At 35.4% G+C, this 21,298-nt stretch carries 23 protein-coding genes and 1 tRNA gene; 11 read left to right on the top strand and 13 right to left on the bottom strand.

Going from position 1 to position 21,298, the window contains the following annotated elements; genetic code table 11:
• Positions 1 to 66: 66 nt before the first annotated feature.
• Positions 67 to 507, bottom strand: a complete 441-nt coding sequence (locus ACIEHO_RS09920) for a hypothetical protein (RefSeq protein ID WP_406971197.1) — start codon at positions 505 to 507, stop codon at positions 67 to 69.
• A gap of 135 nt (positions 508 to 642) precedes the next feature.
• Here ACIEHO_RS09920 and ACIEHO_RS09925 point away from each other — a divergent pair, with 135 nt between their 5' ends.
• The 11 genes from ACIEHO_RS09925 to ACIEHO_RS09975 all read left to right on the top strand — a co-directional run bounded on the left by ACIEHO_RS09925 (position 643) and on the right by ACIEHO_RS09975 (position 7,515).
• Positions 643 to 1,224, top strand: coding sequence for an RNA polymerase sigma factor (locus ACIEHO_RS09925; protein WP_406971199.1), 582 nt, complete (start codon positions 643 to 645; stop codon positions 1,222 to 1,224).
• 4 nt (positions 1,225 to 1,228) lie between these two features.
• Positions 1,229 to 1,975, top strand: a complete 747-nt coding sequence (locus ACIEHO_RS09930; protein ID WP_406971201.1) for a tetratricopeptide repeat protein — start codon at positions 1,229 to 1,231, stop codon at positions 1,973 to 1,975.
• 99 nt (positions 1,976 to 2,074) lie between these two features.
• Complete coding sequence (locus tag ACIEHO_RS09935; RefSeq protein ID WP_406971203.1) at positions 2,075 to 2,842, top strand: TatD family hydrolase; 768 nt, start codon at positions 2,075 to 2,077, stop codon at positions 2,840 to 2,842.
• Between the two features lie 35 nt (positions 2,843 to 2,877).
• Complete coding sequence (locus ACIEHO_RS09940; RefSeq protein ID WP_406971205.1) at positions 2,878 to 3,912, top strand: asparaginase; 1,035 nt, start codon at positions 2,878 to 2,880, stop codon at positions 3,910 to 3,912.
• Positions 3,913 to 3,987: 75 nt separating this feature from the next.
• Positions 3,988 to 4,075, top strand: a tRNA-Ser gene (locus tag ACIEHO_RS09945).
• A gap of 74 nt (positions 4,076 to 4,149) precedes the next feature.
• Positions 4,150 to 4,932, top strand: coding sequence for a MotA/TolQ/ExbB proton channel family protein (locus ACIEHO_RS09950; protein WP_406971207.1), 783 nt, complete (start codon positions 4,150 to 4,152; stop codon positions 4,930 to 4,932).
• Positions 4,933 to 4,961: 29 nt separating this feature from the next.
• Positions 4,962 to 5,393: a hypothetical protein gene (locus ACIEHO_RS09955; protein WP_406971209.1), complete on the top strand. Its 432-nt coding sequence runs from the start codon at positions 4,962 to 4,964 to the stop codon at positions 5,391 to 5,393.
• A 3-nt stretch (positions 5,394 to 5,396) separates the two neighbouring features.
• Entirely contained in the window at positions 5,397 to 5,981 is a 585-nt protein-coding gene (locus tag ACIEHO_RS09960; protein WP_406971211.1) for an ExbD/TolR family protein, read from the top strand.
• 23 nt (positions 5,982 to 6,004) lie between these two features.
• Positions 6,005 to 6,478: an ExbD/TolR family protein gene (locus ACIEHO_RS09965; protein WP_406971213.1), complete on the top strand. Its 474-nt coding sequence runs from the start codon at positions 6,005 to 6,007 to the stop codon at positions 6,476 to 6,478.
• Between the two features lie 119 nt (positions 6,479 to 6,597).
• On the top strand, positions 6,598 to 7,284 hold the full coding sequence (locus tag ACIEHO_RS09970; protein ID WP_406971215.1) for a porin family protein: 687 nt from the start codon (positions 6,598 to 6,600) through the stop codon (positions 7,282 to 7,284).
• A gap of 12 nt (positions 7,285 to 7,296) precedes the next feature.
• The gene (locus tag ACIEHO_RS09975) at positions 7,297 to 7,515 is read left to right on the top strand and encodes a hypothetical protein (protein ID WP_406971217.1); all 219 of its coding nucleotides are present in this window, start codon (positions 7,297 to 7,299) and stop codon (positions 7,513 to 7,515) included.
• 214 nt (positions 7,516 to 7,729) lie between these two features.
• Here ACIEHO_RS09975 and ACIEHO_RS09980 read toward each other — a convergent pair whose 3' ends face one another.
• The 12 genes from ACIEHO_RS09980 to ACIEHO_RS10035 all read right to left on the bottom strand — a co-directional run bounded on the left by ACIEHO_RS09980 (position 7,730) and on the right by ACIEHO_RS10035 (position 21,123).
• The gene (locus ACIEHO_RS09980; RefSeq protein WP_406971219.1) at positions 7,730 to 8,335 is read right to left on the bottom strand and encodes a hypothetical protein; all 606 of its coding nucleotides are present in this window, start codon (positions 8,333 to 8,335) and stop codon (positions 7,730 to 7,732) included.
• Positions 8,335 to 9,795, bottom strand: a complete 1,461-nt coding sequence (gene rpoN / locus ACIEHO_RS09985; protein WP_406971221.1) for an RNA polymerase factor sigma-54 — start codon at positions 9,793 to 9,795, stop codon at positions 8,335 to 8,337. The genes ACIEHO_RS09980 and rpoN overlap by 1 nt, the downstream gene beginning before the upstream one ends.
• A gap of 94 nt (positions 9,796 to 9,889) precedes the next feature.
• Entirely contained in the window at positions 9,890 to 11,323 is a 1,434-nt protein-coding gene (asnS, locus tag ACIEHO_RS09990; RefSeq protein WP_406971223.1) for an asparagine--tRNA ligase, read from the bottom strand.
• 87 nt (positions 11,324 to 11,410) lie between these two features.
• The gene (locus ACIEHO_RS09995; protein ID WP_406971225.1) at positions 11,411 to 13,801 is read right to left on the bottom strand and encodes an efflux RND transporter permease subunit; all 2,391 of its coding nucleotides are present in this window, start codon (positions 13,799 to 13,801) and stop codon (positions 11,411 to 11,413) included.
• 47 nt (positions 13,802 to 13,848) lie between these two features.
• A complete protein-coding gene (locus ACIEHO_RS10000; RefSeq protein ID WP_406971227.1) occupies positions 13,849 to 15,120 on the bottom strand; it encodes a hypothetical protein in 1,272 nt (423 codons plus the stop codon).
• A 60-nt stretch (positions 15,121 to 15,180) separates the two neighbouring features.
• Positions 15,181 to 15,738, bottom strand: coding sequence for a ribosome recycling factor (frr, locus tag ACIEHO_RS10005; RefSeq protein ID WP_406971229.1), 558 nt, complete (start codon positions 15,736 to 15,738; stop codon positions 15,181 to 15,183).
• 49 nt (positions 15,739 to 15,787) lie between these two features.
• Positions 15,788 to 16,495, bottom strand: a complete 708-nt coding sequence (pyrH, locus tag ACIEHO_RS10010; RefSeq protein WP_406971231.1) for a UMP kinase — start codon at positions 16,493 to 16,495, stop codon at positions 15,788 to 15,790.
• A 175-nt stretch (positions 16,496 to 16,670) separates the two neighbouring features.
• Complete coding sequence (tsf, locus tag ACIEHO_RS10015; protein ID WP_406971233.1) at positions 16,671 to 17,645, bottom strand: translation elongation factor Ts; 975 nt, start codon at positions 17,643 to 17,645, stop codon at positions 16,671 to 16,673.
• A gap of 85 nt (positions 17,646 to 17,730) precedes the next feature.
• The gene (gene rpsB, locus ACIEHO_RS10020; RefSeq protein ID WP_406971235.1) at positions 17,731 to 18,504 is read right to left on the bottom strand and encodes a 30S ribosomal protein S2; all 774 of its coding nucleotides are present in this window, start codon (positions 18,502 to 18,504) and stop codon (positions 17,731 to 17,733) included.
• Between the two features lie 193 nt (positions 18,505 to 18,697).
• Positions 18,698 to 19,084 (bottom strand): 30S ribosomal protein S9, encoded by a 387-nt coding sequence (gene rpsI / locus ACIEHO_RS10025; protein WP_406971237.1) that lies wholly within the window; start codon positions 19,082 to 19,084, stop codon positions 18,698 to 18,700.
• Positions 19,084 to 19,539: a 50S ribosomal protein L13 gene (rplM, locus tag ACIEHO_RS10030; protein WP_406971239.1), complete on the bottom strand. Its 456-nt coding sequence runs from the start codon at positions 19,537 to 19,539 to the stop codon at positions 19,084 to 19,086. Before rplM ends, rpsI begins: the two co-directional genes overlap by 1 nt.
• A gap of 186 nt (positions 19,540 to 19,725) precedes the next feature.
• Positions 19,726 to 21,123 (bottom strand): Gfo/Idh/MocA family oxidoreductase, encoded by a 1,398-nt coding sequence (locus tag ACIEHO_RS10035; RefSeq protein ID WP_406971241.1) that lies wholly within the window; start codon positions 21,121 to 21,123, stop codon positions 19,726 to 19,728.
• Positions 21,124 to 21,298 lie beyond the last annotated feature (175 nt).

Here is a 21,298-nt window from a genome sequence, read left to right on the forward strand (position 1 = left end):
GTTATTCAAGTTTATATCAACAGGGCAACTTTTTTGTTACCCTGTTTTTGGATTTTTTTTAAAATTTTATTGTTGAGGTTGACTAATGATGATTTTAGATACAATAGCATCACCCGAAGCTACTAGTTCAATCATTTTGTTGGCATAAGCTTTGTTTGAAGCATAACCTTTGGCTTTACCAGTTTTGGTTTCAACTTCCCAGAAATAGTTTCTTTGGGCGCTGCTGTTCAATTCAGACTTTAAAACTAAATAGCTCTTTATTTCTTTGCTTCTTACTGCTTCGCCTGAACTTGATAGCGCCATCATGTTTTTTGCTTCATTTAATGACAAGGCTGTTCCTGAATAGGTGCTTTTGGTGGTTTCAACTTTCCATTCAAAAACTTGGGCGATGGCGTTTTTAGTTATTTCTACAGTTTCAATACTGCTAAGGGCCTCATTTTTGTTAGTAGCATTTATGTTTAAGATTGACAATACTACTGTTCCGATAATTAAAATTGATTTTTTCATGATTTCTAATTTTTATGGATTAATTAAATTTTTCTTTTGCCGTTTTGGCTGTTACACCCTTATATCAAAACCATTTGAAAATTGTTACCCTTTTATTTGAAAGTTTTTTTACTTTAGTAGCAAATACAAGGGTTAATGGGCGAAAAAAAAATTCATGAAGACCAGAAGTATGTTGACGGATTACTTCAAAACAACTCGTTTATAATTCAGGCTATTTACGATAAGTTTGTGCCCAAAGTGGTAAACTACATTAAACAGAACAGTGGCGATGCCGATAAGGCGCAAGATGTGGTTCAAGACACATTGATAACCATTTACAACCAGGCCAGCCAGAAAAAATTACAATTAACCTGCCCGTTTGATGCCTATTTTTTTCTGTTGTGCAAGCGTAAATGGTTAAACAAACTAAAAAAATCTTCCAATAAAGAGGTAACAATTAACGAGGAAGTCTTATCTAAAGATGACGACGCCCAAGAACTGGCTTTTGAAACCTCGGTATTTGATGAAAAACAAGCCTTATTTGCTGAAATGTTTAAAAAGTTGGGTAATGCGTGCCAAGATTTGTTAAAGGCTACTTTCAAAATAAAATCCATGGAAGAAGTCGCTAAAAGTTTAGGTGTAAGCTATGCCTATGCTCGCAAAAAGAAATCGTTGTGCATTGGTAAGTTAACCGAACTGGTTCAAGGGTCGCCTAAATTTAACCAACTTAATAATTGATGCCATGGAAGACCAAAATTATATACTGTTTGAAGCCTATCTATCTAAAGAATTAACTAAAGGTGAGGTAGTGGATTTTGAATCTAGATTAAAAACCGATGCCGATTTTAATCAAGCATTCAACACTTATAAAGAACTTAACTCTTTTTTAGAACATAAATATCAAAATGAAGAAGCTTCTTTAGCTTTTGAAGATAATTTGAAGAAAATCTCAACAGAATATTTTAATAAAGAGAAAACCCTTGGTGAAAATAAAGGAAAAGTAAGACGCTTCAATTTTTATAAATATGCCATTTCCGCCTGCGTTGTTTTGCTTTTCGGAATATTTATGTTCAACCAGTTTTCAACACCAACGTATTCTGATTATAACAATTACGGAGCCATTAGTTTGAGTGTTCGAGGAGAAAACGATGCGCTTTTAAAAACTGCTGAAACAGCTTTCAATAACAAAGATTTTGCTAAAGCCGATGAAGCCTTTAAAAGTCTTTTGGAATCAGATTCTAATAATTCGGAATTAAAATTATACCGAGCCGTTTCAAATATTGAATTGAATAAATTTGAAATAGCCGAAGGTTTGTTAAACCAAGTTCGTAACGGTAATTCAGCATTTAAAAACAAAGCGACTTGGTATTTGGCATTAAGTAAATTAAAGCAGGAACAAAACGATGCCTGTTTGGAAATTTTGAAAACCATACCAGAAGACACAGACGATTATAAACGGGCGCAAAAACTGATTGGGAAGTTGGACTAAACAAGTTCAGGGTGACATGGGTTTTATAATCAGATTACGTGTAAATAAAAAGCATTTAGAAAGTCACCTTAATAAAGGTGGCTTTTATATTTTTGCAGCATGATAATTACAGATACCCACACCCATTTATACAGCGAAGCTTTTGATGAAGACCGAACCGAAATGATAAACCGTGCCATTGAGCAGGGTGTTTCCCGATTTTTTATTCCGGCGATTGATTCTACTTATACAAAAGCCATGCTTAAATTGGAAAGTGATTTTCCAGAACATGTTTTTTTAATGACAGGGTTGCACCCAACACATGTTAAAGAAAATTATCAAGAAGAACTGAAACATGTAGAAGAGATGCTGGATAAACGCAACTTTTATGCGGTCGGAGAAATTGGTATTGATTTATATTGGGATAAATCGACTTTAGAGATTCAGAAAATAGCATTTAAACATCAAATTCAATTGGCCAAAGAATACAAACTGCCCATTGTCATTCATTGTCGCGAGGCGTTCGATGAAATTTTTGAAGTGTTGGAAACTGAAAAGAGTGATGATTTATTTGGCATCTTCCACTGCTTTACCGGAACATTAGAGCAAGCCCATCAGGCGTTGTCGTATAATATGAAGTTAGGCATTGGCGGTGTAGCTACATTTAAAAACGGAAAAATTGATAAATTCCTCAATCAAATCGATTTAAAACACATTGTTTTAGAAACCGATGCGCCGTATTTGGCACCAACGCCATATCGCGGAAAGCGAAATGAAAGTGCTTATGTATTAAAGGTGATGGAAAAATTAGCTGCCATATATAATGTATCTTTAGAAGAATTAGCAGCTGTGACCACCCAAAATTCAAAGAACGTTTTTAATGTTTAACTAATCGCTAAAAGCCAGCAGCTATAGGCAATTTTATGAATAACAAAAAACCAAATATACTCCTTATATATACTGGTGGAACCATTGGTATGGTAAAGGATTTTAAAACGGGTTCACTTAGAGCCTTTAATTTTAAAAATCTTTTAAAGCGCATCCCTGAATTACAGTTGCTAGATTGCAATATTGAGACAGTGTCTTTTGAAAATCCCATAGATTCCAGTAACATGAATCCAGAATACTGGGTTCAGATTGCCGAAATAATAGAGGGTAATTATACTGAGTTTGATGGTTTTGTAGTGTTACACGGTAGTGACACTATGAGTTATACCACTTCAGCCTTGAGCTTTATGCTGGAAAACTTAGCGAAACCTGTTATTTTTACAGGGTCGCAACTGCCTATCGGTGATTTACGCACCGATGCCAAAGAAAACTTAATTACTTCAATTCAGTTGGCATCTATACAAAATAAAGGAAAGCCCGTTATAAAAGAAGTGTGTTTGTATTTTGAATATAAGCTATACCGTGGCAATCGAACCACCAAATTAAATGCTGAGCATTTTCAGGCTTTTGCTTCAATGAATTATCCTGATTTGGCAGAATCTGGTGTGCATCTCAAAATTAATAATGAATACTTGTTTCATCCCAACCTAAATAAGAAGTTCACTGTTCATAAAAAACTTAACGATAACATTGCATTGATTAAACTGTTTCCGGGCATTTCGCAATCCGTTATAAAAAGTGTTTTTAATACACCAGGATTAAAAGCGGTAATCATTGAAACTTATGGAGCTGGTAACTGCACTACTGAAGATTGGTTTGTAAATATTTTGCATGAGCAAATTTCAAAAGGCATATATATTATTAATGTCACGCAGTGTTCTGGTGGAAGTGTTATTATGGGGCATTACGAGACCAGTAGTCAATTGAAGAAAATAGGTGTAGTTTCAGGTAAAGATATTACCACTGAAGCGGCACTGGCTAAACTCATGTTTTTATTGGGACAAAATAATTTTGATGATAACACGTTCAAAACCATATTCGAAAGGCCATTATGTGGAGAAATCTCATAAAATTAACGGTCAAAATTTTAGCAATCGAAGTTTTTTTTGTTATTTGAACCCCGTAAATTAAGATGATTAATATACAGAGAGGTGGCCGAGTGGTCGAAGGCGCACGCCTGGAAAGTGTGTATACTCCAAAAGGGTATCGAGGGTTCGAATCCCTTCCTCTCTGCTGTTATTTTTACTCTTAATTGTTTTTTTTTTAATATCTTTAACACTTTAACTAATAAAATTAAGATCTAGAACATGAAAAGATTATTTTCAATCCTTGCCATAACTGGAATAATGGCATTCGGAACGGCTAATGCAACGACAATTGCAAACACGAATGCTGCTGTTACAACTACTGTAACCGTAGCTCAAGAAGAAGATGAAACAGCGCCTGCAGCTGAGGAATCACTAGGATTTCACCAAGAATTAAAGAAGCGTTTTATTGAAGGGGGTGCAGGATTTATGGGCATCGTACTTCTATGTTTAATTTTAGGATTAGCAATTGCCATCGAAAGAATTATCTTTTTAAATCTTTCAACCACCAACACAAAAAAATTAACTCAAGAAGTTGAAGATGCATTGTCTTCTGGAGGTGTAGAAGCAGCCAAAGAAGTTTGCAGAAATACAAAAGGGCCTATCGCCTCAATTTTCTATCAAGGGTTGGATAGGACGGACGAAGGTTTGGATGCTGCCGAAAAAGCTGTTGTGGCTTACGGAGGAGTTCAAATGGGTCAATTAGAGAAAAACGTGTCTTGGATTTCATTATTTATCGCCCTAGCACCAATGCTTGGTTTCATGGGTACGGTAATTGGTATGATTCAAGCGTTTGATAAAATTGAAGCGGCTGGAGATATGCAACCGTCATTAGTAGCTGGTGGTATTAAAGTAGCACTTTTAACAACGGTATTCGGTCTTATAGTGGCTATTATACTTCAAATTTTTTACAATTACATTATTGCTAAAATTGATAGTATTGTTAACGATATGGAAGATGCTTCTATCACGTTAATGGATCTATTAATAAGAAACAAAAAGTAATAATAGTAATAATTGAAAACTAATAAATTATGGGTTTACATAAAATATTAAAAATAGTAGCCTTTGCTCTGGCCATTATTGGTGCGATTTTTGCGCTAATGATTATCGCTGGGGATGAAGAAGGTGCTCAAAGTATGAGCGGGAATATGCTGTTTGTAACCTACGCAGTATTAGGCTTAGTACTTTTATTGGTCATATTGTTTGTTTTAAAAGGCTTATTTGCTGGGAATATTAAAAAAACATTATTGACGGTAGGCGTATTTCTGGGTATTATAGCTATCTCTTACGGGATATCTTCAGGTACAGATTTAGATTTAAAGCCATTCACAGATAAAGGTGCCGATGTTACTGAATCAACATCTAAAACAGTAGGAGCTGGATTATATGCGTTTTATATCCTTGCTGTTGTGGCAATAGGGTCGATGTTATATAGCGGAGCAAAAAAAATATTTAATAAATAAACTATGGCAAAAAGAGCAGCACCAGAAGTAAATGCAGGCTCCATGGCCGATATTGCTTTCTTGTTATTGATTTTCTTTTTGGTTACAACAACTATTGAAACCGACTCAGGTTTAAATAGGAAGTTGCCACCCATTGAAGAAACTGAACCTCCAATTATCAAGCAAAAAAACATATTTACTGTTTTATTAAATGGTAAAGATCAATTGCTTGTCGAAGATGAAATTATGGAGTTAAAAGATTTAAGAGCAGCAGCCAAGGAGTTTTTGGATAATGGAGGCGATGGGTCGTGCAGTTATTGTAAAGGAAATAAAGATTCAGACTCTTCAGATAATCCAGATAAAGCTATTATTTCGTTAAAGAACGAGCGAGAAACCAAATATAAAGCGTATATCTCGGTTCAAAATGAACTTGTAGCTGCATATAATGAGCTGAGAAACAGAAGAGCTGAAGAACTTTATGGTGAATCATTCACGGAAATGGAAGCAAACCATGCAGATGTGAATTGGCCCGGAAATAAAGCAAAGCTTAAGAAGCAAATCGAGCAAATAAAACTTGATTACCCTCAAAAGCTTTCAGAAGTTCAATAGATTAAAATTTAACATTTAATAATATGTCTAAATTTAAAAAGAAAAAGGGAAACGATATACCAGCAGTAAATACAGCTTCGTTACCAGATATTGTATTTATGTTATTATTCTTCTTTATGGTGGCCACGGTAATGAGGCAAAATACCTTAAAGATTGAGAATAATTTGCCCTATGCAGACCAAGTAGAAAAACTTGATAAAAAAGATTTGGTAATGTACATTTATGCAGGAAAGCCAAGTGCCAATTATACGCAATATGGTTCTGAAACTAGAATTCAGCTGAATGACGATTTTGCCAATGTTAGTGATATCGCTTCTTTTATAGCAGAAGAGCGTGCGTCAAAACGAGAAGAATTGGTACCGTTTTTAACTACGGCATTAAAAGTAGATAGTGATGCCAACATGGGGCTTATTGGAGATATTAAATATGAGTTACGTAAGGTTAACGCACTTAAAATAAATTATACTACCAAAAAGGGAAGTGCGCTAGATAACTAATAATTTATACTCTTAATTTTATATTAAAGGCGTTTTGAATTTTTCAGAACGCCTTTTATGTTTAATACCATTAAATTAAAATTTAGTGCTAAATTTGATTGGTATAACATTTATTCTTTATGAAACGTTTTCCCTTAATCTTATTGATTTTTTGTTGCATTGGTTTTGCTCAGGATGTAGTTGAAAAGGAAGTAGATTCCCTTTACAAAGAAGACCACTTTTATGCTGGGGTAACCTATAACATTTTGGCAAATAGACCATCAGATTTAAGGCAAAGTGGTTTTTCATTAGGTTTTCATTTGGGCTTTATAAAGGATATGCCCATCAATAAGAAGAGGACTTGGGCCATTGGGCTCGGGCTCGGGTATTCTGCAAATTCGTTCAATCAAAACCTTTTGGTAAGTAAAGGTAATAACGGTAATTTCAATTACAGTATTATAGAAGATAGCAAGACATTTGCCAAGAATAATATGTCTTCACATATAATAGAAATTCCGATTGAATTTAGATGGAGAACTTCTACACCAACAGAATATAATTTTTGGCGTATTTACACCGGGTTTAAGCTCGGTTATTCATTTATAAATACCGTTAAGTATGAAGGAGGTTTAGGCAACATAAAATATAACGACAATGATCATTTCAATAATTTGCAGTATGGCATTACATTAAGCGCTGGTTACAATACTTGGAACTTACATCTGTATTTTGCCCTAAATCCTATTTTTAATAAGGACGCACAATTGAATAACTCTAATATAAATATGAACGCTTTAAAAATAGGTTTGATGTTCTATATTTTATAATCTTTAATTGTTATGAGAACAATATTTTATTTAGTATTAATAACAATTATGCTTTCTAATTGTGGAAATAAACAAAAGGAAAAATCGGTCGATAACTTGGACTTTACCAATAATCAAGAAGAATTTGCTGAAAGGATATCCCACAAAATACTTTCAGCTCAGAAAGCGGATGGTTTTTATATGTTTTCTAAGGGAGAGGCTACTTCGAGAATGATTGACGGATTAACCTAAAACCTTCAAAAAAGAACATATACTAAAATAAAAAATATTTTCGGAGACTACCAGAGCCTAAAATTAGATACTGTTTTTCAAATTACAAAAGATAATACTTATCAGGTTTATAGATTTAAAGGCAGTTTTGAAACTACTGATGAGGTTGAAGTTAGAACTGTACTTGATTTGGATGTTAAATTAGCTGGGTTTTTGAAATATTCACTTTAAGATTTTACAGCCAATAATTCACTAATATGATTTGTGGTATCACGCCAAAAAATACGCCAAGAATTAGTTCCTTATAATTATGTGCATTTAAATGTAAACGAGACGTGGCAATGGCTCCCATAACAATACACATGATGGCAAGCGTGCTGTTGATGTTTACATTAAAGTGTATGCTAAGTGCCGCAAAAAACATGAATACCGCCGAAATGGCAATCATATGAAGGCTAACTTTAAATTTCATAATGGCCATTAACAAACAGGCCATATTTGAAATAAGTATGCCTATAAAGAAAAAATATAGTTCGGCGGATAATGAGGGTACAATAACACGTTGCAATACAACTATTAATATAGTACCGTATAAAATTAAAGGATAAATTCTTTCTCTTGTTGTTTGAAGGTGAATGGATTTAGCTTTTCCTAAAGTTTTTAAAAGGAAATATATTAGAATGGGTAATGCAACCGTCAATAAAGCAAGCGATATTAGCTTACCATGAATAACATCTTCTGTAACAAACCTGGGGGAAATCTTAAAATAAAACCATACCCCAAAAATAGGCATGAATAGCGGATGAAAAATATACGAGATACTTTTTAAAAGCTTATCCATTATATTTTTTTACGTAATCGAGCTACTGGAATATCAAGTTGCTCTCTATATTTGGCAACCGTCCGCCTAGCGATAGGGTAACCTTTATCTTTTAATATGGAAGCTAAATTTTCGTCGGTTAAAGGTTTTTTCTTGTTTTCTTCTTCAATAACGGTTTCCAAAATCTTTTTAATTTCTCTAGTAGAAACATCCTCTCCTTGGTCGTTTTTCATTGACTCTGAAAACAACTCTTTTATAAGTATGGTGCCGTAAGGCGTATCGACATATTTACTGTTAGCAACACGAGATACTGTAGAAACATCCATGTTGATTTCATCAGCAATATCTTTTAGAATCATGGGCTTTAAATTGCGTTCATCGCCCGTTAAAAAGTATTGTTCTTGATAATGCATTATAGAACTCATGGTTACAAACAAAGTTTGTTGGCGCTGTTTTATGGCTTCAATAAACCATTTGGCCGCATCTAATTTTTGTTTGATAAACATGACAGCATCTTTCTGCGATTTCGATTTGTCTTTGGCGTCTTTATACCCCTTTAACATATTGTTGTATTCCCTCGATACGTGAAGCTCTGGCGCGTTTCGGCCGTTGAGGGTTAACTCGAGTTCACCATCAATAATTTTAATGGCAAAATCGGGTACCACGTGCTCAACAATTCGGTTATTTCCAGAGTAAGAGCCACCTGGCTTCGGGTTTAAATGTTCAATTTCTGAAATAGCACCTTTTAGCTGCTCTTCAGTAATATCAAACTTTTGAAGTAGTTTTTTGTAATGCTTTTTGGTGAATTGGTCAAAGGCATTATCGATGATATTAATGGCTAAATCAGTGTCTGCATTTTTTTCTTTTCGATGCAATTGAATACTCAAACACTCTTGCAAATCTCTTGCGCCAACCCCAGCTGGATCTAATTGATGTACCTTTTTTAAAACCTTTTCAATATTTTCTTCAGTAGTATAAACGTTTTGAGTAAAGGCCAAATCGTCCATGATGTCACTTAATTCCCTTCTTATATAGCCACTTTCATCAACACTTCCAACTAGAAATTCTGCGATATCCCGCTCTTCCTCATTCAAGCGATACGTGTTTAGCTGGTTTAGTAAATGTTGAGTAAACGATGTTCCAGCGGCATAAGGCATGTTTTTATCATCGTCATCACTGCTGTAATTATTGCTTCGTGTTCTGTAATCGGGTACTTCATCATCACTTAAATATTCATCAACATTAATTTCTCCGGCATCGATGGTTTCGTTGTCGTTATAATCGTCTGCCGAGTTGTCAAAATCAGATTCCAAATCATTGGGTGCTTCCTCCTTACCACCTTCAAGGGCTGGGTTTTCTTCTAACTCTTGCTTTAAACGCTGCTCAAATGCCTGCGTGGGCAGCTGAATCAGTTTCATCAGCTGAATTTGCTGCGGCGATAGTTTTTGCGATAATTTGAATTGTAAATGTTGTTTAAGCATGGTTCAATTTAAGCGTATTACCCAAAGATAAAAAAAGCAATTTACTTATGATTTTTCTATTTTTGATTTAAAAATTTAAGCTATTGTTTAGCAACTAAAATTCAGCATTTTGAGGTGTTCTTGGAAACGGAATCACATCTCTAATATTGCTCATTCCTGTGGCAAACATCACTAAACGTTCAAAACCTAGACCAAAACCTGAATGTACTGCAGTACCGTACTTTCTCAAATCTAAATACCACCAAAGTTCTTCCTCAGGAATATTTACAGCGTCCATTCTTTGTTTTAAAACGTCTAAACGTTCTTCACGTTGCGCCCCTCCAACAATTTCACCTATACCAGGAAATAGAATGTCCATGGCGCGAACTGTTTTGCCATCGTCATTCAAACGCATATAAAAGGCTTTAATATTTGCTGGATAGTCAAATAAAATTACGGGACATTTAAAATGCTTTTCTACCAAATAGCGCTCGTGTTCGCTTTGCAAATCGGTGCCCCATTCGTTAATTAAATATTTGAATTTCTTTTTCTTGTTTGGTTTACAGTTGCGTAAAATATCAATGGCTTCGGTATAGCTAACCCGTTTAAAGTGATTGTCGGTTACAAATTTTAATTTTTCAATTAGCGTCATTGAGCTACGCTCGGCCTGAGGCTTTGTTTTATCTTCATCTTGAAGGCGTTTGTCTAAAAACTCAAGATCTTCACTATTATTGTCTAAAATATACTTTATAACCGATTTCATAAAGTCTTCGGCCAAATCCATGTTTCCAGCCAAATCCATAAAGGCAACTTCAGGTTCTATCATCCAAAATTCAGCTAGATGTCGCGATGTATTTGAATTTTCTGCCCTAAAGGTCGGACCAAATGTGTATACTTTACCAAGTGACATGGCATAAGTTTCGGCTTCTAATTGTCCAGATACAGTAAGATTGGTTTCCTTTCCAAAGAAATCTTCAGAATAATCAATATTACCCTTATCGTCTTTGGGTAGATTTTTCACATCGAGGCTAGTCACTTGGAACATTTCACCAGCACCTTCGGCATCGCTGCCCGTTATAATGGGTGAATGCATGTAGTAAAAACCGTTGTCGTTAAAATATTTATGGATGGCAAACGAGAGTGCCGAACGCAAACGCATAACGGCACTGAATGTGTTGGTTCGCGTGCGTAAATGAGCATTTTCTCTTAAGAACTCAAAAGAATGTTTTTTTGGTTGAATGGGGTAGGTTTCTGGGTCTGAATCACCTAAAACATCCAATTCCTCAACTTTTATTTCTACTTTTTGGCCTTTACCTTGGCTTTCAACCAACTCGCCTTTTACATGTATCGCGGCACCTGTAGTAATACGTTTTAATAGGGACTCATCAAAGTTTTCAAAATCTACTACACATTGAATGTTATTTAAGGTTGATCCATCGTTTATAGCAATAAAGCGGTTGGCCCGAAAAGTTCTTACCCAACCTTTTACTTCAACTTCAGGGATAACAATGTCTTCTGTTAAGAGCTGTAAAACTGTTTTGCCTTGCATGAATATAAATTTATACTGTAAATATAAAGGTTTCAATTATGAAAATTCAAATTCTAAAATTCAAAATTTTGTAATGTGAATTTCAATTTATTGATCTTCTTCGTCTTCCTCTGGAATGATATTGATGGAAGGCTCTCTAAGCACTTGTTTGTTAGCGATACTTCTTTCTAATGATAATAATAGCGACGGTAGAAGAAGTAAGTTAGACAACATGGCAAAAAGTAAGGTAGCAGAAACTAAAGCACCTAATGCTACCGTACCACCAAAATTGGAGATGGTGAATACCGAAAAACCAAAAAACAGTACAATAGATGTGTAAAACATACTTACTCCGGTTTCGCGAAGCGCACCGTAAACAGATACTTTAATTTTCCAATTGTTAGCTTGCAATTCTTGGCGGTATTTTGCTAAAAAATGAATCGTGTCATCAACCGAAATACCAAAGGCAATACTAAACACCAAAATAGTTGAGGGTTTTATAGGCACACCCAAATAGCCCATTAATCCGGCCGTTATCAATAGTGGTAATAGATTTGGTATTAACGATATAATAATCATTCGTGCAGACCTAAACATGTATGCCATAAACAATGCAATTAGAAGGATGGCCAGAGATAATGAAATGGCTAAATTCTTAACCAAATATTTGGTGCCTTTTTGGAATACGAGTGCTTTGCCTGTTAAGGTGACATCGTACCGTTCTTCGGGAAATACTTTATCGATTTTTGTTTGAAGATTTTCTTCTATGCGTTCCATTTTATCCGTACCAATGTCCTTCATAAATGTGGTGATACGAGCATACTGTCCAGTGCTGTCCACAAAATTTTGAAGCATATCTACGTTAGAGGAAGAGTTTTTTGCATACGATAAAATGAAACTGTTTTCTTGCGAAGTAGGCAGTTGATAAAATTTGGTATTACCATTATAGTAAGCCTGTTTGGAGTATTTCACCAAACTTACCACGGAAATGGGTTTTGATAATTCTGGCGTTTCAATAATCAAATCCTCAAGCTCGTTCATACGCTTAAGAGTAGAAAGTTTCATCACTCCTTTTTTACGTTTGGTATCGACCATGATTTCCAAAGGCATTATACCATTGAATTCTTCCTCAAAAAAACGAATGTCGTTTACAAAATCAGATTCTTGAGGCATATCTTCAATTAAACTGCCTGATATCTTTATTTGGTAAATGCCTATAATACTTATGGCCACTAAAATAACCGCCGTAAAATAAATAGTAATACGCCGTTGCCTTACCATGCGTTCCATCCAATTCACAAAGCCGCCTATCCAGCGTTTATTAAGGTGTTCTAAATGGCGGTCTTTTGGGTATGGTAAAAAGGTATAGATTATAGGAATAATGAGCAGACACAAAATAAAAATAGCTAAAATGCTCAATGATGCCACAACACCAAATTCTTTTAAAAGCTTGCTTTCCGTAAGAATAAAAGTAGCAAAACCAGAGGCCGTGGTTACGTTGGTCATTAAAGTGGCGTTACCTATTTTAGTAATTACCCTTTGTAATGATTTTACCTTATTACCGTGCAACTTAACTTCGTGCTGGTATTTATTGATTAAAAATATGCAGTTGGGAATGCCAATTACAATAATTAGCGGTGGAATAAGTGCTGTTAAAACTGTTATTTCATAATTCAGTAATCCAATGATGCCCAAGGTCCACATCACCCCAATACATACCACAACGAGTGAAATAAAAGTGGCCCTAAAAGATCTAAAAAAGAAAAAGAATATAACCGAGGTAACTAAAAGTGCTGCAAATATGAACTTGCCAATTTCGTCAACAATATTTTTAGAGTTTAGAGTTCGAATATAAGGCATCCCTGAAACTCTAACGTCTAGATTGTAATCGGCTTCAAAACTTTCTATTTTGGGCATGAGCACCTTAATCACAAAATCTTTTCTGGCCGATGTGTTAACAATGTCCTTTTTTAAATAAATGGCACTCCTAATTGTTTTGGTTTCTTTATTAAATAGGAAATTGTCATAAAACGGATACTTTTTAAAAAGTTCGTCTTGCAAAGTTTCAATCTCAGATATCGATTTTATGCTATCGGTAATAAAAGGCTCTAGTTTAAACTTAGCGTTTTCGGTATCCTTAACTAATTTTTGGAGGTCTTTTATAGAGATGACCGTTTCAACAGCTTCGTTGTCTTTAAAACTGTGAGAAAGTTTATTCCAAGCATTTATGTTTTCAACCGTAAATAAGCTACTGTCTTTTACGCCAAGTACAATCAGATTGCCTTCTTCACCAAAAGTTTCTAAAAAATTATTGTATTTAATGTTAACCTCGTGGTCATCTGGCAGTAAATTTGCCTCGGTATAGGTAAGACGCATGTTTTCCCACTTTTGGCTCAATAGAAAAGTTGCTATGATAATGCCAACAAGAATGATGATTTTATTGCGTAAAATCAATCTTGCCACAACATCCCAAAAGTCTTTTGTAAAAAGTTTTAACATGCTCTAATTAAGAGTTGCGCAAAGGTAGAAAAAACAAGTATAATACATCATATTGAGACGTTAAATGTAAATTTAAAAGCAACATTATCGTCAATTTGGGGCAAATGGTAAGCACCATATCGATAGGTAAAGCTAATGCCGAAACCAAATAATAATTTATTGAGCTCGAAGCCAGATTCAGTATAGCCCTTTTTCAAAGAGTTAAAAGTGATATTTTGATGTCTTTCTGGGTTTTTCATGTCGCCGATGGCGTAGCGTGTAATTAACACGAGTTGTGGTTTATAACGTTCGGAAATGTTGAATGGTTTTAAGAAGTGTTTAAATTGAACGGTGGCAAACTTATCAGAAAAAAACTCATTGAAATACATCGTTTCAAAACTGTTCAAACCTGCTACCGAAAAGCGCTGTAATATGGTTTCTTTGGTAATATTGTTGGGGTAGGCATGGTATAAATGGGTAAGTGGTGTGTTACCATTGGCGATTCCTGAAACCAATGTGATTTCTGAAAAATTATCGGGTTCATTTCCAAATTTGTAAAGGGTTCTAAAATCGAATTTTGAAAAGCTAAAATTACTTTTAAAAATATTGTTGAAATTCTTGGTGTATTGAAAAGTAAACTTGGGGTATCCTTCTTCGGTTTGCTTTATCCCTTTTTCGGAAGTAGAAATTTTACTGAATGGATCCCATTGAAGCGCAACTTTTCCAAGGCTCAAATCGAAAGAGCTTATAGGGCTGACATTTAAAAGGTAGCTGTAATTGTATGTTGGGTGTATATTACTTACCGAAAATTCGGCTTCAGTAATTAGTTTATAACTAATCTGATGCTGGAACGACAATGATGTTGTAATGTGCCTATGAAACAGGTTGATGTTAAGTAATCGAGGTTCAAAAAACTGAAAAAATCGCCCGTCTGTTAAAAATTCCGTGCTTCCAGTTTCTTGTAAGTCATCAGTATAAGATAAGTTTACCCAACTGTTTGTTTTTTCAGAAATTCTAAAACCGCCTCCAAAACTATATTTAAAGCGATGATCCCTAAACCCATAAACTACATAAGTGTTGAGTCTGTATTTTTCTGAAAAACGCTTATTTGTTAATCCACCAAGACCAGTACGAACTCCCTCGTATTGATTGAATTTAATTAAATACCTTAAATCTGCATTAAAATATTTTGTTGGAAAATAACCATTACCAATACTCTTTAATAATTCACTTTTTTTAATGGAATCTTGTTGGGGTTGTCTCTCCGTTTCGTGTTGCATTTGAGATTGCCCTAAGGTAGAAACACCTATGGAGATGAGAAAAATAAAGCGTTTAAGCATTGAAACAACCTGGATAAATTACTAAGGGTAAAAAAAAGCGACTTGATTGCCGCCTTTAATTTATACTGTCATGATTTCTTTTTCTTTATGTTCAAAGAGCTCATCAACTTTCTTAACGTAAATGTCGGTTAATTGTTGTATGTCAATTTCAGCGTTACTTTTGGCGTCTTCAGAGACATCATCTAATTTTTTAATGTCGTTCATGGCATCTTTTCTTGCTGTTCTGATGCTCACCTTGGCGTCTTCAGTTTCAGCTTTTGCCTGTTTGGCCAACGTAATTCTGCGTTCTTCAGTTAAAGGTGGTACATTAATAATAATGGTTTCACCATTATTCATTGGGTTAAAACCAAGATTGGCGTAAGCTATACCACGCTCAATTTCTTGTAGCATGCTTTTTTCCCAAGGCTGAACGGTAATGGTTCTGCCATCTGGGGTGTTAACATTTGCTACTTGGTTTAAAGGTGTTTGCGTACCGTAATAATCTACCATTACGCTACCTAACATAGCCGGGCTCGCTTTACCCGCTCTGATGTTAACAAATTGTTTTTTTAGATGGGTAATAGCGTTGTCCATCGCCTCTTTGGTGCTATCTAATATAAATTTTATTTCTTCGTTCATTGTATAAGCTTTTAAATGAAACTTTAATATTCAAAAATTACGCCAAAAACTAAACGTTGACTACCGTACCGATGTTTTCTCCTGAAACTACTTTTAGCAGGTTGCCTTTTTTGTTCATATCGAAAACTATAATTGGTAATTTGTTTTCTTGACTTAAGGTGAAGGCAGTGGTATCCATTACTTTTAGGCCCTTACTCAACACATCGTCAAAGGATATAGAGTTGAACTTAACTGCACTGGTATCTTTTTCGGGATCCGTGTTGTAAATACCATCAACACGTGTTCCTTTTAATATCACGTCGGCCTCCACTTCAATGGCACGCAATACGGCCGCTGAATCTGTTGTAAAATAAGGATTTCCGGTTCCACCGCCAAAAATAACAACACGACCTTTTTCTAAGTGACGCATGGCCTTTCTCCTTATAAAAGGTTCAGCAACTTCATTTATTTTTATGGCTGTTTGTAATCTTGTTGGTATGCCGGCATCTTCTAATGCGCCTTGCAAAGCTAAGCCGTTTATAACCGTGGCCAGCATACCCATATGGTCTCCTTGAACGCGGTCCATGCCTTTACTGGCTCCTGCAACGCCTCTAAAAATATTGCCACCACCAATTACAATAGCTACTTCAATGCCTTTGTCTGTAATTGTTTTTATGTCTTGGGCATATTCGGCCAAACGTTCAGGGTCAATACCGTACTGGCGGTTACCCATTAAGGCTTCGCCCGATAATTTAAGGAGTATTCTTTTATATTTCATTTAGTTTGTTTCATGAACTTGTGCAAAACTAAGCAATTTTTTTTTCATTTAAATTTTTAGATATGTTGAAATTGCGATTAATTTTTTTAGGTTATGGGTATAAAAAAACCACCATTCTAAATCATATAGAATAGTGGTTATGTATTAAAAGATTCCTGATTATACAGGAATTGGTTTATCCTACTGTAGCACGTTTAAAACCTGCAATTTCAACTTCTCCATAAGAAGAAACATATTCAGCAACAGTTTTCTTTTCATCTTTGATGAATTTTTGATCTAATAAGCACTGCTCTTGATCTAAAGTGGTGTTGTCTGAAATGAAACGCTCCATTTTACCAGGTAAAATTCTGTCCCAAATTTGTTCTGGTTTACCTTCAGCTTTTAATTCTGCTTTGGCAGCTTCTTCAGCTTCAGCTATAACTTCAGGAGTTAATTGCGCCATAGAGATATACTTAGGTACATTTTTAAGTGTTTTACCTAAACGACCTAATTCAATATTATCTTTTTCAATAACAGCAATTCTAGCTTCGGTTTCTGATGCAACATAAGCTGGGTCAAAATCTTTATAAGATAATGAAGTTGCTCCCATTGATGCTACTTGCATGGCAACGTCTTTTACTAAAACATCAGCATTGTCAACTTTTGCAGATAAACCTACTAAAGCAGCAATTTTATTAATGTGAACGTATTGACCTACGAAAGGCGCTTCTAATTTTTCAAAAGCTGTGATGTCTAGTTTTTCACCAATGACACCCGTTTGTTCAACTAATTTATCGGCAACAGTCATTCCGTCGAAATCTGCAGCTAAAAAGGCTTCTTTAGAATCGCAGTTTAGAGCAATTTCAGCCAATTGATTAGCTAGAGCCAAGAAGTTTTCGTTTTTACCAACAAAGTCAGTTTCACAACCCAAAACTATAGCTACCCCTGCAGTTTCTTCTGCATTTATTTTAGCAACAGCGGCACCTTCAGAAGAATCTCTGTCGGCTCTTTTTTCTGCTACTTTTTGTCCTTTTTTACGCAATACCTCGATAGCTTTATCGAAATCGCCTTCAGCTTCAACAAGGGCCTTTTTACAGTCCATCATACCGGCACCGGTAGCTTGTCTTAATTTGTTTACTTCAGCTGCTGTAACTTTTACTGTAGTACTCATAGTAATTTATAATTTAAAAAAGTCGTTTAATTTATTTCAACGAAGAAAAGAATCAAACGACTTAATCATGTTTTGTTAATGTTATTTATTCTTCTTCTTCAGCAACAGCTGCTTTAGCTGGTGCTTTTTTAGCTTTAGGAGCATCTTTTTCGGCCGTTGCAGCGTCTTTTTCTGCTTTACGTTCTGCCAAACCTGTTGCTACCGCAGAGGTTACGTGAGATAAAATTTTATCTATCGATTTAGAAGCGTCATCGTTTGCTGGGATAACATAATCAACTTGACGTGGATCTGAGTTGGTATCAACCATTGCAAAAATTGGAATGTTTAATTTTTGAGCCTCTTTAATCGCGATGTGCTCACGTTTAATATCTACAATAAACAACGCAGCTGGTAAACGAGTCATGTCGTTAATAGAACCTAAGTTTTTTTCTAACTTAGCTCTCAAACGGTCAACTTGTAAACGCTCTTTTTTAGATAATGTGTTGAAAGTACCATCTTTCTTCATTCTATCGATAGAAGCCATTTTCTTAACAGCTTTTCTGATAGTAACAAAGTTGGTTAACATACCACCTGGCCATCTTTCTGTGATGTAAGGCATGTTGATTTCGCTGGCTTTTTCAGCAACAATATCCTTTGCTTGTTTTTTTGTTGCAACGAATAAAATTTTACGACCTGAAGCTGCAATTTTAGCAAGTGCTGCTCCGGCTTCATCAATTTTAGCCGCTGTTTTATAAAGGTTAATGATATGGATGCCATTACGCTCCATATATACGTAAGGCGCCATGTTCGGGTCCCACTTACGTGTAAGGTGTCCAAAATGTACACCTGCTTCTAGTAATTCTTTTACTTCTACTGCCATTTTTGTAATAGTTTACGTTCTGTTGAATTAGCAATGATTAAGTGGTCATTTTACTAATCGCCTTAATCATTTAGATGCTAAACTAAGTCCTGTTTTTTATAACTAGGAACAACAAATAACTGTTTTAAATTTTTTAAATTTCAACAAGACTGCTTTACCGTAAAAGGTTTTCACAATCATGTTGATTATGATATTAACGTTTAGAGAACTGGAATTTCTTACGAGCTTTCTTCTGTCCGTATTTCTTACGTTCTACCATTCTTGGGTCTCTTGTTAACAGCCCTTCTGGTTTTAAGGTCAATCTGTTTTCAGCATCAACCTCGCACATAGCGCGAGAAATTGCTAGACGAACCGCTTCAGCTTGTCCAGTAATACCACCTCCATTTACATTTACGGTAATATCAAAGTTGCTATCATTGTTAGTCAAAGCTAATGGTTGCTTTACTTTGTACTGCAAGGTAGCTGTAGTAAAGTAATTAGCTAAGTCTTTTTTGTTAATGGTTATGTTCCCTTTTCCTGGGGCAACATAAGCACGAGCAACAGCCGTCTTTCTACGGCCAATTTTGTGAATTACTTCCATTAATTAAATTCGTTTAAGTTAATTGTTTTTGGTTTTTGTGCATCATGAGCATGTTCTGAACCAACAACAACTGTTAGATTACGGAATAAATCTGCCCCTAATTTGTTTTTAGGCAACATTCCTTTTACTGATTTTTCTACTACTCTTGCAGGGTCTTTTCCGTACAATTCGGTAGCAGTTAAACTTCTTTGACCTCCAGGGTACCCAGTGTGACGAATGTACGTTTTGTCGTTCCATTTGTTACCAGATAAAGTGATTTTGTCGGCATTGATAACAATTACGTTATCGCCACAATCTACATGAGGTGTGAAGTTTGGCTTGTGTTTACCTCTTAAAAGTTTTGCAACTTTAGAAGCTAAACGACCAAGCGCCTGACCTTCAGCATCAACTAAAACCCACTCTTTATTTACAGTAGCCTTGTTTGCTGAAATCGTTTTGTAGCTTAATGTGTCCACACTAATGATTTTTTAATTATTAAACATTCCTCTCTCAAAAAGAGTTTGCAAATTTACGATTATATATTTGATTACCAAATAGTGGAGACAGATTATTTCAGATAAAAAATGAAGCCATAAATGGCTGTTACTTAAATGTCTAATTTTTTATCTTTTTAAGTTTAATGCCAGGTTTGTAAATGGTATTTAAATTCTCTTGGCTCTTGGCTTTAAATTGGTCAATTCGGCTATTTTAATAGGCTCACAAGACTCTATACTTTTTGTTGCGGCAACACCTATGAGTACTGACATAGCACCATCCCTAATGCCAGCCGAACGCCCATAGGGATCATCCATATTGGGGTTGGCGAATATTTTTTCATGCAGCCTTTTGTCGCCACCGCCATGGCCACTGCGTTCCATGGGTACGGTTATAGTTTTAAAATCGTTCCATAGGTTGTGGATTATTATAGGTTCGTATTGAAGTGCTTCCTTAGAAGTTTGTTCCATTTCTTTGCGGTGCATTTCGGCTTGGTTCACGGTGCTGTTTTCATGATATGGTATGTGCATCCAAGCTTCAATACGGCCTTTGGTACCGTTAAAGGCAACCTTCCAACCTTCAAAAGGAGAATATGTGGTAAGCGAATAATTTAGGGTCACGTTGTTTTCATACTTCACCTGAGCCGACATTTTATCGTAAATATTAATATCTTTTCGGAACAGACAATTGTCTCTAATATATCCATCGTATTTTTCATTGTTCACATATAAATCCATCATTCGTTTGTTCTTGGTAATATCCCAGTAAAAATCACAATCTTTTTTATGCTCGCAAGAACGGCAACTATCTCCTGAGAAAGCATTGTTGTTTCCATAATGCTCTAAGTCGCCATATGCAAAAACTTCGTTGGGATCTGAGTCTATCCACCAATTCAATAAATCAAAATGATGCGTAGCTTTATGTACCCAAAGGGTTCCACTATCTTCCCTTTGTCCGTGCCATCTCCTAAAATAGGAAGCTCCATGGTAAGTGTTAAGGCACCAATTAAAATCTACCGAAGTTAATTGGCCAATGGTGTTTTTGGCTAAAAGTTCCTTTATTTTGGTATTATATGGGCTCCATCTGTAATTAAACCCAACTATTAAGTTTTTACTGGAGCGTCTTTCGGCATCAATAATGGCTTGGCATTTGTCTTCGTCTGTGGTTAGTGGTTTTTCCGTCAGTACATCACAGCCCAAATCCAAACCTTTTATTATAAATTCGTGGTGGATTGAATCTTTAGTGGTAACAATTACCAAATCGGGCTTGGTTTGCAGCACCATTTTTTCAAAATCTGTAAACGTAGGGCAATTTACTCCAATGTAAGATTTAGCATATTCTAGCCTCCCGGGGTTATGGTCGCACAACCCAACGAACTCTAGTATTTCTGAAAATTCATCTACCAAACGTTTACCCCAAAAGCTCGTGCCTCTTATTCCAGTACCTACTAAAACTACTTTGAGTTTTTCTTTTTTTGAACTGAAGCTGAATGCAGAAACGGGCAGAGCCATTCCGGCGGCAAGAAGGCTAATTGAGGATAAAAATTGTCGTCTAGAGTTATTCATAATTTAATGTCGTTTTGGTTTGTTGGTGTCTATAAATATAGTTGAAATTATTGAATGTTTTAATAGTAATTTTGGTTAATAGGATTTTTGGATCTTGCTTTTAAGTGTTGGTTTTTAAACGAATACATGGAGTTACCCTATTTGGAATTATTCTAACTTATTGAAAATAAGAGTT

This window comes from Flavisericum labens, from assembly GCF_045446075.1.
GTDB classification, from domain to species: Bacteria; Bacteroidota; Bacteroidia; order Flavobacteriales; family Flavobacteriaceae; genus Flavisericum; species Flavisericum labens.